Below are 14924 nucleotides of genomic sequence, written 5' to 3'. Positions count from 1 at the left end.
AGACCGCGAGTGCCGCCAGCGCTACCAGGACGATCAGGTAGATGACGATCTTCACGCGGGGGTTCATTCGGCTCACTTCAGCGCTCCATGGCCAGGGGATTCCCACCGATTCGAACACACGTTCCTATTGGGAGATGGCTCGTGCCGTAGGCCGCCCCGGTGGGGTCGGGAGCGGCCAGCCGATCCGGCCCCGGCGTGCCGTCCCGCCGGGGCCGGAGCTCTACCACCGCAGGCCGATGGCGTCCTGTGGGGAGCTGCGGATGTAGGGGTTGCGGTGCTTGCCGCTGCCGTGGCGGTCCTTGGCGCCGCGGGTGCAGAACACGCCGCTGGAGTGCCGGGAGGCGCAGAGGCCGGCCGCCCTGTAGCCGGAGCCGCTGGCCTGGGCCATGAGTTGCTTCGCGGTGTCCTTGGCGGTGCTCACCGGGCCCCCACACCGAGGTAGGTGACGAGCGAGGGGCCGCGGTCGACGGTGAGGTCCCAGGGGCGCCATCGCTGCTGGATCCGGTAGCCGCTGGCGATCAGGACGTGGCGCAGGCGGACCATGGCCGAGACCCAGTCCTCCTGGGTGGCTCTCACGGGCGGGTCCCACTGGACCCTGCATACGTGGGTGGAGAAGGCCGGCCACAGGAACGGGTCCAGGTCGCGGAAGCTGTAGCCGTGCAGGCGGCTGGCGTGCAGCAGCTCGTCGAGGCGATCGGAAGGCCGCCTGTCGGACCACCGGTAGGCGGGCATGACCGGGACGTGGTTCCATCCGTCAGCCGGGCACGGTGCCGGCGCGCGCCCGGGCGAGATCCGGTAGACGAGCAGGGACATGTACGGGCTGTTGGCCGGCGTCCGGTGCGGCCCCGGGGCCTGGACCGTGAAGCCGGCGCTTTGCAGCGCTGCGCTGATGGCTGACACGCGCGTCCGCCAGTGCTCATCCTCCTGGGCGGCGGGGATGTCCGTGTCCGGGTGCCAGTCCACCTGGACGCACAGGTCGGCGCCGGCGGGCCACAGAGCCTCGTCCACGGCCAGCGCTTGGCACCATCCGCGTCCCGGCGGGATCTTCCGAGCGACGATCCGCAGACCGTTCTGGACGCCAACCTGGGTCCAGTGCTCGCCGATGCCCAGCTGGTTGAGGTGATGGGTGACGAGGGCGACCCCCGTACGGCCGGGGTCCGTCCGGTCGTAGACGGGTGCGGGGCCGTCGGCCGGAAGCGTCAGCGAGGTGGTCGTCATCGCGACACCAGCCGGTCGTAGTGGCGGCACAGGCTCTGCACGGAGCGGGCCAGCTTGGTGGCTACGGCGCTGCGGATGGCGTCGCTGTCGCCCGGGCCCAGTCGCAGCTGATCGCGTGCCACGCCGATGCACAGCATGGCCGAGACCCGGTTGGGGTGGCGCGAGGGGAGCAGCTCGGCCCGTGCCTGCACTGCGGGGATGAGCGTCTCAATGTGCGTGCGGTACCCGGTCGCCAGCTCCGCCAGCTCGGGGCCGGAGAAGTGGCGTCGGACGGCGTCTCGGGGGTCCTCGTCCGCAGGAGTGGCCGTGGCGGTGTCCATGGAGAGCAGCAGGATGGTGCTGAGACGGATGGCCCTGACGTCCGGGGGAAGGGCGGAATGCTCGGCCTCTGCCGTGCCGGGAGGCGAGGCTGTAGCGTGCGACATGTCGACTCCTAACCAGTCGTCCGTTCCCCGGGGCCGTTTGCGCGGCCGCCGGGGGTTTTCGCTCCTGGTCAGGCTGAGGTGACTGTGGGTGTCGGTACGATCCCCCGGCGGTAATCTCACTGTGAGATGGTTTTCCATCCCGCCGTGGACACGGGAGCTCGTCATGCCGACTGCACTTCAGCCGATCGAACTGCCGGACTGGGCATGGGAGCGCGCCGAGGTCCGACAGGCCTTGCGCGCCCGGGACATGGCTGCGGTCTTCCGCCATACCCAGCAGTACACAGGTGCCAGCCAGTCCCGGATTGCCACCGCCGTCGGCATGACCCAGGCCCGCGTCAACGAGATCATCAACGGCCGGCGCGAGGTATCCCGGCTGGACGTGTACGAGCGGATCGCCGATGGGCTGCACATGCCCGACGACGCGCGCCATCTCCTGGGGCTTGCCGCCAGTCGAGAGAAGCGCTCCGGCGGCGCGGCGTTCGACCTGACGGCCTTCCCCGAAGTGGTCCGCGTGTACGCCGCGCAGAACTCAGCGGCCGAGGAGATCCAGCAACAGGCCCGGGAGGCCGAGGAACTGGACGTCCTGGCCGTGCGCGGCCTCGGCCTGATCGGGCTGAACGACTCGCTGCTGCGCGCCTGCCTGCCGCGCGATCAGGGCGGCAAGGGACTTCGGGTCCGGATCGCGCTCCTCGACCCGGACAGCGAGGCTCTGGCCCGTCGGGCAGCTGAAATCGGCGAGGCCGCAGAGTCGTTGGCATCCGGGGTGCGGCTCGCCGAGGCCCGTCTTCGGGAGTTGGCAGACAGCTGCGACATCGGAGTCTGGAGATACAGCATGCTGCCCACCTGGCGGCTGATCCGCACGGACTCCACCATGTTCGTCGGGGCGTTCGATGCCGGGTGGGAAGGGCATGAGTCGGCGACGTACAAGGTGATGGAGACTCCGCACGGCCCGCTGTACCGAGGGTTCCGGCGGATGTTCGAGGCGGTCATCGACGGGGCCAAGCGCTCCGTTTGACGGAGAGGAGAGACGGCCGTGATCGAGGCCGAACTGAAGGCGCGCGTGCACGCACCTGAGGCTGTGATGCGCCTGTTGGACGAGCGGGCGACGGCCCGTGTCGAGGTGTACCGGGACACCTACTACGACCGGCCGGACGGCTCGGTGGAGAAGGCGGGCGAGGAACTGCGGGTGCGTACCGTCCACGGCGCGGACGGAACTCGAACGGTGCTGACCTTCAAGGGCGCGGCGGTCGACGAGGAGTCCGGGTCGAAGCCTGAGTACGAGACCCGCGTCGAGGACGCGGACGCGGCTCACGCGATCCTGCGGGGCCTCGGGCACGTCGTGCAGATCGCCTTCGAGAAACGCTGCCGGAACTACGACTTCGAGGCGGGTGGCCGGCAGATGCTCGCCACACTCGTGCGAGTGCCAGAGCTCGACGGAACATTCCTGGAGGTCGAGACGCTCGTCGAGGAGGACCAGGTCGACGCTGCGCTCACCGATATCCGGGCCGTGCTCGCCGAGCTGGGCATCGGCCCGGAGGACCTGACCCGGGAGACGTACACGGGTGCGGTGGCAGCCCAACGTCGCTGACGCGGCACGACGAAGCACCCCCTGTACGGCCCGTGTGGGGCCGTACAGGGGGCGTTGGTCACTCCTCGTCCGGGGTGGGGATAGCGCGCCGTGTGCGCCGGTCTACGCGGTCGAGTGCATCCCGTACGGACTCGCCGCTGTTGGGATGTAGCTCGTGTTCGATGGCGGCCACCCGGTGAGAGATCAGCGCGAGGCGTTCCATCACGCCGGGCCTGCCCGGAACACCGGGACGAGCAGCCTCGCCGCGCCAATCGTCCATGAAGTCGCCGAACCCGCGGGCGATCCGGCGCATCCACCGGACGAGCGCTGCGAGGCCCGCAACGACGGCGAGGCCGGAGGCGCCGATGGCCAGCCACGCGTCCACCGAACCGATCTTCACTGCCTGCTCGCCGTGTCATCGGTCCGCAGCCACGACGGGAGCAGCGCCTGGACGGAGGGCAGGGCCATCACTCTCGTGAGGCCGGCGGCGATGGCGAGCGCTCCGGCCACCCAGGGCAGCGAGGCCGGGACGCCGGAGGCAGCGACGATCCCGGGCAGCGCCACGGCCACGCCGATGGTGATCTGCACGGTGGTGCGCAGGACGCGCCTGGTGGAGTCCTTCACGGCCATCGGTCAGTCCTCCTGCAGCTTGGTGCCGAGCTTGGCGAGGGCGGCCTGGGCGCCGGCCTCGGCGGCCGCCTGGATCTCGGCCGGCGTCAGTCCCCCGCCCTTAGCGAGCTCGCCGATGGTGGACGCGAGTGCGCCCACCTGCGCGGTGAGCGCGGTCACGGCCTTGTCGGTGCTCCGGGTACGGGTGATGAGATCCCGGTAGAGGGTCTGCCCGGTCCAGCCGTGGCCCGGGCTGCCCTCCTTGGGGTCGTAGTCCGCGGCGTCCTTCGGCGCGTCGTACACGCCATCGGTGTGGAACAGCCGCGCTTCCAGCGCGTCCACGATCTTGGTGATGTCAGCCTGGTCGAGGGCCACGTCGTCCTCCTCGGTGGTGGTGTCGCCCTTGGCCCACGCGCGTAGCTGTGCCTCGGAGAGATAGGCAACGCTGCGGTCGTAGGGCTTGGACGTGAACTGCCAGATGAGCGGCTTGATGCCGCTCACGGTGGGCTGCACGGCGGCCTCGGCGCGCGGCCAGTCGGCGGTGCCCCAGGGGTAGCGGGGGAACCACAGGGTGGTACCGCTGGGCAGGTGGCCGGCCGCGACGTCGGACGCGCTGGTGTACACGCCGATGCGCTGCCCGGGGTAGGCCGCGCCGACGAGCCGCAGCCACTCCTTCACCCAGGCTTTGATCTGCGCGGCGGTGCGGGAGCCGTAGTTGCGGCCGTCGTTCATGCGCTCCAGGTCGAGCCAGTGCACGAAACCGGGGCGGGCGTACGGCCGGACGGCGGCTATGTAGTTGGCGGCCTCGGCCGCGACGGACTGGACGGGCCACGCGAAGTGGTAGGCGCCGGGGACCATGCCGGCCTTGATGATGCCGGCGATGTGGGTGTCGAACCTATCGTCGCGGGAGTGCTGGCCCTCGCTGGCTTTGGCGAACGCGAAGACGACGCCTGCCTTACGCAGGGCCGTCCAGTCCTGGGCTGCCTGGTAGCTCGACACGTCCATGCCTCGGGACGTGGCCATCAGACGGTGCCTGCCTCGTCGACCGGGGTGAAGTCGAGGTAGTACGACTGGCCGGGCTCGAAGGTGACGGCCGGGTTGTCCACGGCGATGGTGAGGTTGCCGGACGGCGAGGCCTTGGCGTACCGCTGGTCCTCGGGGAGGTCCGGGTCGTAGACGGCCATGAAGTCGTAGGAGCGGGCGATCTGGCTTTCCTGGGGCCCCCACTTCTTGAGGGTCTCGGTGTTGCAACGGAACTTGGCGCGGACGACGGGCATGGCGATCTCCTTCGGTGTCCAGGGGTGGGTCCAACCGCGGTGGTCGTGGCGGCAGCAGCCGCAGACCGCGCAGCGGCAGTCCTGTCCGGCCACGAGGCCTCCAGGGCATGAAGACGCCCCGGGCCAGGTCGGCGCGGGGCGGGCTGGGGTGGCGGGCGGGTCAGCTGGTGTAGCCGTAGGCCAGGATGCCGCTGCCGGTGCCGAACGCTCCGGCGGTGAAGGCCCCGGAGGTGACGGTGGGCGGGGTGGACAGGCCGGCGTCGGTGCCGCCGAGGCCGGGCGAGACGCTGGCGACGACGTCCGCCATGGATCCCTCGCTGACCAGGTTCGGGACGGTCGTCGCCTTGACCATGATGCCGAGGTAGTGCAGGCCTGCGTAGGTGGTGGTGTAGGTCGACGCGGTGCCCGCGGTGGTCTGCGCGATGGCGAGGGTCTTGACCGTGTTCGCCGCCCAGGCCGTGGTGGTCTGGTCGGCGGTACGTGCCAGTGCGACCTTGCTGGAGTCGTGCAGGGTGAACCACCAGTTCGTCGGAGTGGCGGCCGCGGTGGCGCCGGAGATGAAGCTGATGGTGGAGATGACCAGGCCCTTGGGGAGCCAGATCGGGACCAGGTACAGCGTGCCCGATGTCGGGGTGGAGGTCGTTCCCAGACGCAGCCGTGAGGTGGTCTCGTAGCGGCCGGCCGGCCGCATCGCCATTTCGAGGGCGGGCAGCGGGCTCAGGTCGGTGTCGACGAGGTTGCTGCCGGGCAGCGACTGCATGCCGCCTGGGCCGGTGACCGGGGCGGCGGTCGAGACGGACAGGGCGGTCGACCCGGACCAGGAGTTCCCGGACAGGTCGTTGTCGAGCAGCGCGCAGCCGGTCGCGGACGAGGCCATACTGACGCCGGCGGTGGTCGACCCGGACGCCTTGCGGACCTTGTTGCCGGTGACCAGGCAGCCGGTCGCGTTCGTCGACAGCCGGATCCCGGCGGAGAACGCTGCGGCGATCGTGTTCCCGACCACCGCGGCGTTCGTCGAGTTCGTCGACGCGTCGGCGCCCTGGCCGACGAAGATCCCGAAGTTCGTCGAGGTCGTGTCGATGGCGTTGCCTGCGACGATCGCGCCGACGCTGCCGGCGACGTTGACGGCGTTGGTGCCGGTGGCGCGGACGGTGTTGCCGGTGATGTTCGCGCCGTCGCTGTAGTGGGCGTACAGGCCGGTCGAGGACGTCGTGTCGACGGTGTTGCCGGTGATCGAGGGAGCCTGGCAGTGCTCGGCGTGGACGCCGTTGCCGGTGATGCTGCGGATCACGTTGTCGGCGATCTTCACGCCTGGGTACTTGTACGCCGCGTAGGAGATGACCCGGATCCCGGAGTCGGCGCCGGCTGACTCGACCGTGTTGCCGGTGATCTCCAGTGCGTAGGGGCTGACGGCCGTGGTGGCAGGGTCGGTGAGCGTGACGAGGATGCCCGACTGGCCGGTGCCGGTGATGACGTTGCCGGTGATGACCGCGCGGCGCCAGCCGTACCCGTAGATGCCGGCCTGGATCGTGCCCTCGATCCGGCAGTCGGAGATGTGGATGTCGTCGTAGGTGACGCCGGCGGCGAGGGTGTGCGAGCCGACGGCGCGTCCGAACGGGCCGCACCGGCTGCTGGAGCCGAAGCGGCACCCTTGGACACGGATGTTCTTGGCGGGGGTGTTGTCAAACAGGCCGATCGAGGAACTGCCGCTCTTGCTCATGTCGATCTGGACGGCCTCGCTGAACTGCCGCACGGAGCCGGAGGAGTTGTCGGCGAAGCCGTAGAACGAGCAGTTGAGGGCGCGGCCGCCGTTGACGGAGTTGAACTCCAGGGCGTGCGCCGTGGACACGTTCATGATCGTTGCGTCGCGGACGGTGATGTCCTGGCCGTGGACGAAGTTCATGACGTCGGTCTCGGCGGTGACCGTGCCGTCGGTGCCGTTGTAGGCGTTGCCGTCCCAGGTGCCGCCGAGGACGGTGATGTGGGAGTGCCCGCCGTAGGTCGCGAACGTCTCGCTGCTCAGGAAGTTGCGGAGCAGGCCGGTGTTCCCGATGGCCTTGATGGTCGCCCCGTAGGCGTAGATCACGGTGTTGTCGTAGACGGCCAGGAAGGTGCTGCAGCCGTAGGTCTTGCCGGGCGGGATGACCACGGTCCCACCGCCGGCCGCGTGCGCGGCGTCCAGCTGGGCCTGGATCGCCCACACGTCGTCTGAGGTGCCGTCGCCTGCCGCGCCGGTGACCCAGTACAGGCCGGCCTCGCGGTAGGTGGTGACGTCGGTCGCCTCGTCCGCCGGTGCGATCCCCGTGTTCTCGCTGATCCACATGGCGTTGACGCGGACGTTCGTACTGCTGGCGATACCGCTGTTACCGCTGATGGAGCGCAGGTTCACGTCGCCGCTCGTGACGATGGTGCACTCGCCGTCCGTGGTGCCGTTGCCCCAGACCGCGTTGATCGCGCGCGGCGGTGCCCAGCCGTCGGGCAGCGTGCACATGAGCGGGTCGCCGGTGATGTTGCCGGTGGACGTGGCCGACTCGGCGATGTCGGCGCCGGTGCGGGTGCAAAAGATCTCGACGAACGTGATGCCGTGCAGCCGGGTCGCGGTGAACGACGAGACGCTCCAGCCGGTCGCGGCGGTGAGGCCCGAGGTGATCTGGTCGTCTGCGGTGTTGTCCATCAGCCGCTCGGGGGTGATCTTCAGGCCGTTCAGCCACTGCACGGGGGACCTCCTGGCGGTGCTACTCGGTGAGCGCGGTGAACGGCTCTTTGAACAGGGCGACCCGGGCGCCCTCGGGCTGCTCCTTGACCACGCCGTTGACGCTGCGGGTGACGTGGAAGGTCTGCGGGTTGCTGGTGTCGTCGACGCCCGTGAGCGTCATGCGTTCGCCGTCGACGACGATGTCCATCGGGAAGTCGTCGGGGAACTGGGCGGTGGTGGCCCACAGCGCGGCCTCGGACGTGACGAGCAGCGTGCCGGCGGTGGCGGTCGCGGCGGCGGCGAGGGTGCTGCCGGTGGTGTCCGTGCGGTCCAGGCCGCACACGGCGGTGACCCACGGGCCGTAGGGGACGCAGTTGAAGGTGATCAGCCACCGCGTCCGGCTGCGGGTCTCGGTGTAGCCCTGGACCAGCAGGTACAGGTCATCGAAGCTGGTCTTGGTGGGCACGCCGGTCAGCTTGATGACGTGTCCGACGTCGAGGTCGGCGACCTCGGGCAGCTGGTCGACGATCGCGCCGGCGTCGACGGTGAGCGTCGGGAACCGGGCCGCGTCCCAGGTGCCCAGGTGCACTCTCCAGGTGGCCAGGCCCTCACACTGGTCGTCGCTGTAGACGTTGAGCGTGACCTGTTTCGCGTAGCGGCCGATGCCGTCCTCGTCGCTCTCGGGCGGGTTGACGTTCTGCGGCCCCTCGGTGCGCTCGTAGCGTCCCGAGCTGCCGCCCTGACGCTGCACCGTGCTGTCGTTCTCCAGGGCCTGGTCGTCGTTGACGGGCTTGAAGATGCCGATGACGTGACCGGGCTGGGTGTACGTCAACTCCAGCTTGGGCGTCTGATTCTGCAGCGCGGCCGGGGCAATGTAGAGGAACCCCGGGCGGCGGCGCTGGTCCAGGAAGATCCCGCCGTCGGCCGTCGTCGCGGACCGCACGCAGTTGAGGAAGGTGTCGACGGCCTGGGCGCCGACGCGTTCTCCTGCCAGCCGCTTGCCGCGGATCTGGACCGGGATGTTGTTCTCGCGTGCCAGCCGGCCGATCCGGTCGATGGCGAACTCGCCGGCGTAGCCGAGCAGGACGTCGCCGTACAGCGCCGGGTTGGCGTACGCCTCCGTGCTGATGGCGTCCCAGACGGAGAGGTGGCCGAGCGCCAGGCCGTCGACGAGGGCGTTCCACCCGTTGGGCGGTGAGCCGACCGAGGTGATCTGCCCGAGGGTGCCGGCGTAGCTGCCGGTGACGGTGGCGGCGTCGCCGCCGATGTCCTTCCAGACGATCCCGTAGTTGACGGTGCCGCCGGACTGCGAGGCGTAGAACCGCATCAGGATCCACTGGTTGAACAGGTCCGATCCGGTGGCGATGGTCTGCGAGACGGCCGCGGCCCCGTTGGCGTCGTAGCCCAGGATCCGGGAGCCGGCCGAGGAGATCTGCAGGCGCCAGTCCCTCACGGTGCCGGTGCCCTGGATGCTCATGTACGACGCGTAGTCGCTGGGCTGGGAGTTGAGCCGGTACACCCAGTACACGGACCATCCGGTGGTGCTGCCGCCGGCGGGCAGCTGCCCGGACAGGCGGCTGGTGACGGCCCCGTTCTGGGTGTTCACGGTGGGCAGGGCGGCGGAGGCGGGCATGGTCGACTCCGCGGCAAAGTCCATGTTCAGCGCGGTCATGGGCCGCACCCCGTCGATGGGGCTGTACGCGCGGCTCGCGTCCGTGCCCTCTTCCAGGGACCAGTACGCGCGCGGGCCGTAGCCGGGCACCCGCCGGGCCAGCACGGACTTGAGCGGGTCACGGCCGGTGTCCAGGCGCCGCTTCATGGACTGGGCGGTGACGGTGACGTAGCTGTCGCGGTCGCCGCGGTCGGTCTCGGACGGCCACTCGCTGACCTCGCCGTGGAAGCGGTAGTCCCGCCGTACGACCTGGGCGCCGCCGGACAGCGTCCACGGGAGTCCGGCCAGGTCGGTGAACGTGGTGGCGCCGGCCGGGACGTCGCGGAAGTCGAGGTCCGCGACCACCGGGCCCTTGATGCCGCGCCGTACCTGGAAGCGGTGGCCGTAGCCGATCCAGGGCAGCTGGTCGGGGGTGGCGGTCGGGTTGATCACGCCGATGGTCAGGGGGCCGGACGTCGTCGGCAGCACCCCGTCGAGGACGTTGCCGACGAGCGGCCGGGACACGGCCGTCCACTGTCCCGACCAGTCGTCCGCCTGCCAGAACTGGACGGTGAAGCCTCCGTTGCCGTTGTCGGCGTCGAAGGTGACGCGCAGCACCGATCCGCCGAACGACGAGACGCTCTGAAAGGCCTGGCTCGCGACGCCCGAGGCATTGGTGAAAGAGAACCTCAGGTAGCCGTCATAGACGTGCAGGAGCCACTGCCGCTCGCCCGGGGTCGCCGACCACTTCCCGATGATCGTCTGGTTGGCGGCCACGTCCATCAGGTTGATGTCGACCTCGACGCGCAGGTCGAGGTCGCCGGCGATGTTCAGGGCAGCTTGGTGCGGCGTCGTGACGGTGCCGGTGGTGTCGAGGATCTCCAGGTGGCTGGTCGTCGCCGGGGCGAAGATCCGGACCGGTGTGTTGCGGCGCAGCTGCCGGTAGTACGGGCTGAGCGGGTAGCCCTGCGAGAACGCGCCGTCCCGGTTGTCGAGGCTGAACACGTACTTGGCGGGGTCGGGCTCGCTGCCCCAGGAGGAGCGGCCGCGGGTGCCGCTCATGTCCGAGGCGGTACGGACGCGGTGGCTCACGTCCGTCCACACACCGCCCAGCATCAGTTCGGTGCCGGTCTGGATCACGGTCAGCCCTCCCCGTACCCGTAGGCGCGCTGCACGCTGCCTCCGCCGACCACGTGCACGGAGCGGCGCAGGAACTGGTTGAACTCGTCCTCGCTGCCCTCGAACCGCAGCGTGAGCTCGCTCGCGCTGCTCGCGGCCGCCGCGGTGCCCACGCTGGCGTTCACGTTGCCGGGGATGCTGGTCGTGACCGCGCCGAGCTGCCGTTCGAGGACCGGGACCTGGTCGTCGATGCCGTCCATGAGGCCGGTCATGATCGCCTTGCCGGACGGGGTCAGGAGCCGCAGGTCGACGTCCATGGGTCCCTTCCAGTCGGGGATCATGGACGTGACGTTGGACAGCTTCGAGCGCAGCGAGCCGAGCATGGACATGATCCCGTTGAGCAGGCCTTGGATCACGGACCGGCCGGCGTTGTAGAGCAGGTCGTTCATGCTGCCGATGGCGCCGAGGATCCGGCCGGGCAGCCCGCGTAGCCAGCTGATCAGGGCCAGCGTCTTGTTGACCGCGCCGTCCCGGACGCCCTCGAACCAGCCGGCGACGCGGCCGGGAAGCGCGCTGAGCCACCCGAAGATCGCCAGTGCCAGGGTGATGTTGAAGCGGATGTAGGCGATGAGCCAGCCCAGCACGGTGTTGCTCTGGATCGCGTTCCACAGCCAGTTCCAGGCGCTCACCATGCCCTGGGTCATGGCGTGCCAGATGTCCTGGAACCAGGTGGTCCGCGTGGCGATCATGACGATGATCGCGACCAGGGCGACGATGCCGAGGATGATCCAGGTCACCGGGTTGGCCAGCAGCGCGCTGTTGACGGCCCACTGGGCGATGGCCCAGATGCCCAGGGCGACGGCGACCGCCAGGACGACCGGGATCACGGCCTGCAGCAGGCCGGGGTTCTTCGCCATGTACTCGGACACCGTGGACAGCGCGGGGGCCAGGGCCTCGCCCAGCGTCGTCGACACGCTGCGCATGATGGAGTCCCAGGCCTGCGCGGGGGATGCCTGCATGGAGTCGGCCACGGCCTTGGCCGAGCCTGCCGCGTCGTCCATCCCGCTCGACGCGGCGGCCGCGGACGCGTTGATGCTGAGAAGGCTGTTGCCCATGTCCTCACCGGGACCGCCGAAGAGCGCGGCCTGCAGCTGCGTGCGCTGGGTCTGGTCCGTGACGTTCTTCAGGGCGGTGGTGACCTCGTCGATCGCCTTGGTTCCCTGGCCGGTGTTGACGAGTTTCTGGATGTGGCCGACGGACAGGCCCAGCGTCTTCAGCGGTGCCTCGACCGCGGACGTGTTGCCGATCTGAAGGGTGAACTCCTTGTAGGCGTCCGCCAGCTTGTCGATCTCGAACGTGGGGTCCTTGCTCGCCTCGGCCAGCACTCCCATCATCTGGGGCCCGTCGAAACCGAGTTGGTGGAAGAAGCCGGAGTACTCCTTGATCACGTCGGGCAGTTCCTCCCGCATCGCGGGGGGAAGCTTCTGCGCGGCCGCGGTGAGCAGGTCGAAGGCCTCGGTGCCGTCCTTGGCCAGCCCTGCCTTGATGAGCGTGCCGGCCGCCTGGGTCGACTCCGCGACGTCGAACTCGAAGGTGTGGCTCAGGGCCTCGGCGTCCTTGGTGAGCTGGGTCAGCTCGCTGCTGCCCAGGTTCGCGAACCCGCCCAGGTTCTGGCTGACGGCGCCGATGGCCTCGCCGATCTCCTCGACGCTCTCTCCGAATCCGGCCGCGTACACGTCGCCGGCGACCTGTCCGGCCCGCTGCGCCTCGGGGCCGGTCAGGTCGAGTTGCCGTTGCAGCTGGTTGGACGCCTCGGTGATGTCCATGGCCGACTGGATGCCCTCGGTGAACAGGGCGCCGACAGCGATGCCGGCCGCGCCGGCGGCGATGCCGGACAGATGGCTCTCGACGTCGTTGGCGGCCTCCTCGCTCCCGGTGGACAGCTCGTCGGCGTCGATGCCCAGTCGGACGAGCAGTTCGTCGAGGACCGACACGTCTACCCCCTATCTTTGCGTACGCGGGTCGTGTCGGTGCCGCCCATACGGCGGTTGAGGCTCTTGACGTTGGCGAGCATCTCGCGCCAGTCCATCCGCCGAGCTCTGTCCCACTTGGGCAGGAAGTCGGTCGGCTGCGCGGCGCGGGTGTTCTTGCCTCGGGCGGTGTTCGCGACCACCGCGGCGAGGACGGACGAGAGGATGTCATGACGGGCACCGCCGAGCGGTCCGGCGATCTGCTCGTACGCCATCCACTCGGTGAGCTCGGCCGAGCTGGTGCGCGCGAGGAGCTCGGCCACTGGCATCCCGAGGTGGGCGGCTAGTCGGAAGTAGAACTGCCGCTCACCTCGGGCTCGGAGTTTCCCGTCGCGGCCTCCAGCTCCTTCTTGCCGAGGCCGGACAGCCGCTGCGCGACCTGGTGCAGCCGCTGCAGGACGGCGCCGTTCCTCTTGCCGAGCTCGGTGACTTCCTTGTCGGTGTAGAGGCGCTCGAAGTTCTCGTCGACCAGGCACATGGCGACGAGCTTGCTGGTCGCGTTCTCCAGGCGGACGCGCTGCACGGACCCATTGGGACCGAGGGCGACCAGCGAGGCCTCGTACGCGTTGCGGGCGGTGCCGGACAGGCCCAGGAGCCGTACCGTTCCACCCCACTCGGCAACCGGGATGTCTTCCCACTTGCGGTCGTCGGCGCCGTCGATCTGGGCGCGGGAGAGTAGAGCCATGGTGCGGTCCGTTCCGGGGTCAGGAGAGTGTGGGCTTGCCGGTGACCTTGAAGGTCAGCGACGCGCTGAGCTTGTCGTCGTAGGGGGCGTCCGGCTCGAAGCCGGTCATGATCGCCTTGATCTCCCAGGTCGTCGTGTCCTCGTCGGGGAAGACGATCCGGTAGGTGCGCGGGGCGTCGTCCTCGAAGTCGTCGATGAGGGTGTCGTGGTAGGCGGGCTGGTAGTTGACGTCGACCTTGACCTCCCCGCCGTCCTTGAGGCCGCCGATGAACTCCATCCACCCGTCCGCGCTGCCGTGCGAGGTGACGTCGATGGTCTCCCGCTTCATCCCCGGCGGAGAGATGCCGGTTGCGTCGGCGATCGTCGTGAAGATCTCCGGACTCCCGCCGTCGCCCCTCTTGAAGAGCGTTCCGAATCCGTCCATGCCGGCCATGGCGCGTACCTCCTGGGTCAGGGCTGCTCGGTCCGCGTGCGGAACCGCACGGGGATGTGACGGATGTCGCCGGGGGGTTCCGGGTCCGTCAGGGTCTGGCTGAACTCGTAGTGGGTGCTGACGTGGTGGAGGCCGGGCACGTCGAGCGGCTGATGGTCGAACAGCTCGGCGATCACGCCGAGGATCTGCAGGGCCTCGGCGTAGCCGTCGTGCTGCGACCAGATGTGCAGCATGGTCGACGTGGAGCGGCCGATGACCGCGTGCGCGTTGTCCGGTGTCTCGGTGGCCTCGCCGAGCACCACGTACGGATACTGGGCGCCCTCGGGCACCTGGTCCCAGACGCCGGTGACGAGCGCCATTAGCTCGGTGCTCGCCGCCATCCGCGTGTAGAACGCGCGCTGTACGGCCTCCATGGCGATGTACGGGGCGCTCACCACCGCAGCACCGCCCGGACCTCCTCGGTCAGCCGTGCCACGTACCGGCGCCGCTCCAGCTCCAGCGCCGGGCCAAGCGAGGGCTGCGGCGGCGTGCGGACGGTGCCGTGCTCGACGAACCGTGCGTAGTAGTCGTCGGGGTCGAACCAGCCAATGTCAGCGGACAGTTTGTTCTCGGCGTAGCGGATCGTCACCCCGTCCTTGAGGTGGTGGGTGTCGCGGCCGCTGTGGTCGACGGGTACGGTCCGCTCGGTCTCGCCCTGCACGGCCTCGGCGGACTCCCGTACGGCTTTCTGCAGGGCCTCGATCAGCCGCGGCTCCAGGTCCGCCAGCCGCTCGCGCAGGCGGGCCATGCCGTCGATGCGCACGTGGATGCCGCCGCTTCGGCGGGCCATGGCTCACCTCCTGTTGCGCAGCAGTTTCTTGATCTCGGCGAGCTCGCCGGCGACGGCCAGGAGCGCGGAGACCAACGCGTTCTCCACGGGCCCCGCGTGCGCGCCGGCGATGTGCTGCTCGGCGTCCTGGTGGTGCTCCAGCGGGTCCCGGGGCAGCGGCCGCCGCTGCTGCTCCTCGGCCATCAGGCGAGCTCGAACGCGCCGACGGTGACCGTGGTGACGGCGCTGTAGGAGATGGACGCGCGGCCGTCGACTCCGGCGAAGATCCGGCCGAGCGGGATGGCGCCGGCCTTGGCCGCGGCGATCGTCACGGTGGGGTCGGCGATGGCCAGACCGGAGACCTCGCCGGGGGTGGTGAGGGTGACCGTGATGGACGACCCGCTGCC

The 14924-nt window shown here is 69.8% G+C and carries 18 protein-coding genes and 1 pseudogene; 2 read left to right on the top strand and 17 right to left on the bottom strand.

Going from position 1 to position 14924, the window contains the following annotated elements; all coding sequences use genetic code 11:
• Window positions 1–220: 220 nt before the first annotated feature.
• From IEZ11_RS49385 to IEZ11_RS49375, 3 genes are read right to left on the bottom strand one after another with little or no spacing between them, the layout of a single operon-like run.
• Window positions 221–421: a hypothetical protein gene (locus IEZ11_RS49385; protein ID WP_189269670.1), complete on the bottom strand. Its 201-nt coding sequence runs from the start codon at window positions 419–421 to the stop codon at window positions 221–223.
• A complete protein-coding gene (locus IEZ11_RS49380; RefSeq protein ID WP_189269669.1) occupies window positions 418–1218 on the bottom strand; it encodes a hypothetical protein in 801 nt (266 codons plus the stop codon). The genes IEZ11_RS49385 and IEZ11_RS49380 overlap by 4 nt, the downstream gene beginning before the upstream one ends.
• The gene (locus tag IEZ11_RS49375; protein WP_189269668.1) at window positions 1215–1643 is read right to left on the bottom strand and encodes a DUF6415 family natural product biosynthesis protein; all 429 of its coding nucleotides are present in this window, start codon (window positions 1641–1643) and stop codon (window positions 1215–1217) included. The genes IEZ11_RS49380 and IEZ11_RS49375 overlap by 4 nt, the downstream gene beginning before the upstream one ends.
• An 88-nt stretch (window positions 1644–1731) precedes the next feature.
• Here IEZ11_RS49375 and IEZ11_RS49370 point away from each other — a divergent pair, with 88 nt between their 5' ends.
• Window positions 1732–2658, top strand: a complete 927-nt coding sequence (locus IEZ11_RS49370) for a helix-turn-helix domain-containing protein (protein WP_229713976.1) — start codon at window positions 1732–1734, stop codon at window positions 2656–2658.
• A gap of 18 nt (window positions 2659–2676) precedes the next feature.
• Complete coding sequence (gene cyaB, locus IEZ11_RS49365) at window positions 2677–3231, top strand: class IV adenylate cyclase (RefSeq protein ID WP_189269667.1); 555 nt, start codon at window positions 2677–2679, stop codon at window positions 3229–3231.
• A gap of 58 nt (window positions 3232–3289) precedes the next feature.
• Here the strand turns inward: cyaB and IEZ11_RS49360 are convergent, their stop codons facing one another.
• The 14 genes and pseudogenes from IEZ11_RS49360 to IEZ11_RS49295 form a co-directional block, all read right to left on the bottom strand.
• Window positions 3290–3595 (bottom strand): hypothetical protein, encoded by a 306-nt coding sequence (locus IEZ11_RS49360; protein ID WP_229713975.1) that lies wholly within the window; start codon window positions 3593–3595, stop codon window positions 3290–3292.
• Between the two features lie 11 nt (window positions 3596–3606).
• Window positions 3607–3840, bottom strand: coding sequence for a hypothetical protein (locus tag IEZ11_RS49355; RefSeq protein WP_444544949.1), 234 nt, complete (start codon window positions 3838–3840; stop codon window positions 3607–3609).
• A gap of 3 nt (window positions 3841–3843) precedes the next feature.
• Window positions 3844–4842 carry a glycoside hydrolase family 25 protein gene (locus IEZ11_RS49350; RefSeq protein ID WP_229713974.1) on the bottom strand — a complete coding sequence of 333 codons (999 nt, stop codon included), beginning with the start codon at window positions 4840–4842 and terminating at the stop codon, window positions 3844–3846.
• Window positions 4842–5096, bottom strand: a complete 255-nt coding sequence (locus tag IEZ11_RS49345) for a hypothetical protein (protein ID WP_189269665.1) — start codon at window positions 5094–5096, stop codon at window positions 4842–4844. The genes IEZ11_RS49350 and IEZ11_RS49345 overlap by 1 nt, the downstream gene beginning before the upstream one ends.
• Window positions 5097–5256: 160 nt before the next feature.
• Complete coding sequence (locus IEZ11_RS49340) at window positions 5257–7812, bottom strand: right-handed parallel beta-helix repeat-containing protein (protein WP_189269664.1); 2556 nt, start codon at window positions 7810–7812, stop codon at window positions 5257–5259.
• Window positions 7813–7831: 19 nt separating this feature from the next.
• Entirely contained in the window at window positions 7832–10582 is a 2751-nt protein-coding gene (locus IEZ11_RS49335; RefSeq protein WP_189269663.1) for a hypothetical protein, read from the bottom strand.
• Between the two features lie 2 nt (window positions 10583–10584).
• Window positions 10585–12555 carry a phage tail tape measure protein gene (locus IEZ11_RS49330; RefSeq protein WP_189269662.1) on the bottom strand — a complete coding sequence of 657 codons (1971 nt, stop codon included), beginning with the start codon at window positions 12553–12555 and terminating at the stop codon, window positions 10585–10587.
• A gap of 2 nt (window positions 12556–12557) precedes the next feature.
• A complete protein-coding gene (locus IEZ11_RS49325) occupies window positions 12558–12854 on the bottom strand; it encodes a phage tail assembly protein T (RefSeq protein WP_229713973.1) in 297 nt (98 codons plus the stop codon).
• A 20-nt stretch (window positions 12855–12874) separates the two neighbouring features.
• Window positions 12875–13276 carry a phage tail assembly chaperone gene (locus IEZ11_RS49320; RefSeq protein WP_189269660.1) on the bottom strand — a complete coding sequence of 134 codons (402 nt, stop codon included), beginning with the start codon at window positions 13274–13276 and terminating at the stop codon, window positions 12875–12877.
• 19 nt (window positions 13277–13295) lie between these two features.
• Entirely contained in the window at window positions 13296–13709 is a 414-nt protein-coding gene (locus tag IEZ11_RS49315) for a phage tail tube protein (protein WP_189269659.1), read from the bottom strand.
• 17 nt (window positions 13710–13726) lie between these two features.
• Window positions 13727–14143: a DUF3168 domain-containing protein gene (locus IEZ11_RS49310; RefSeq protein ID WP_229713972.1), complete on the bottom strand. Its 417-nt coding sequence runs from the start codon at window positions 14141–14143 to the stop codon at window positions 13727–13729.
• On the bottom strand, window positions 14140–14538 hold the full coding sequence (locus IEZ11_RS49305; protein WP_189269658.1) for an HK97-gp10 family putative phage morphogenesis protein: 399 nt from the start codon (window positions 14536–14538) through the stop codon (window positions 14140–14142). Before IEZ11_RS49305 ends, IEZ11_RS49310 begins: the two co-directional genes overlap by 4 nt.
• A gap of 3 nt (window positions 14539–14541) precedes the next feature.
• Window positions 14542–14721, bottom strand: a complete 180-nt coding sequence (locus tag IEZ11_RS49300) for a hypothetical protein (protein ID WP_189269657.1) — start codon at window positions 14719–14721, stop codon at window positions 14542–14544.
• Window positions 14721–14924: pseudogene (locus IEZ11_RS49295) on the bottom strand (hypothetical protein); the annotation flags it as partial. The pseudogene IEZ11_RS49295 and the gene IEZ11_RS49300, both read right to left, overlap by 1 nt.

Origin of the sequence: Streptomyces fuscichromogenes, from assembly GCF_014645815.1 — a bacterium.
Classification (GTDB): Bacteria; Actinomycetota; Actinomycetes; order Streptomycetales; family Streptomycetaceae; genus Streptomyces; species Streptomyces fuscichromogenes.
This window is presented reverse-complemented; position numbering and strand designations above follow the sequence as displayed.

Excerpts from the sequence above, each read along its gene's own strand:
- IEZ11_RS49380 (WP_189269669.1), bottom strand. The coding sequence starts at position 1,218 with ATGACGACCACCTCGCTGACGCTTCCGGCCGACGGCCCCGCACCCGTC.
- IEZ11_RS49375 (WP_189269668.1), bottom strand. The coding sequence starts at position 1,643 with ATGTCGCACGCTACAGCCTCGCCTCCCGGCACGGCAGAGGCCGAGCAT.
- IEZ11_RS49355 (WP_444544949.1), bottom strand. The coding sequence starts at position 3,840 with ATGGCCGTGAAGGACTCCACCAGGCGCGTCCTGCGCACCACCGTGCAG.
- IEZ11_RS49350 (WP_229713974.1), bottom strand. The coding sequence starts at position 4,842 with ATGGCCACGTCCCGAGGCATGGACGTGTCGAGCTACCAGGCAGCCCAG.
- IEZ11_RS49345 (WP_189269665.1), bottom strand. The coding sequence starts at position 5,096 with ATGCCCGTCGTCCGCGCCAAGTTCCGTTGCAACACCGAGACCCTCAAG.
- IEZ11_RS49320 (WP_189269660.1), bottom strand. The coding sequence starts at position 13,276 with ATGGCTCTACTCTCCCGCGCCCAGATCGACGGCGCCGACGACCGCAAG.
- IEZ11_RS49315 (WP_189269659.1), bottom strand. The coding sequence starts at position 13,709 with ATGGCCGGCATGGACGGATTCGGAACGCTCTTCAAGAGGGGCGACGGC.
- IEZ11_RS49305 (WP_189269658.1), bottom strand. The coding sequence starts at position 14,538 with ATGGCCCGCCGAAGCGGCGGCATCCACGTGCGCATCGACGGCATGGCC.
- IEZ11_RS49300 (WP_189269657.1), bottom strand. The coding sequence starts at position 14,721 with ATGGCCGAGGAGCAGCAGCGGCGGCCGCTGCCCCGGGACCCGCTGGAG.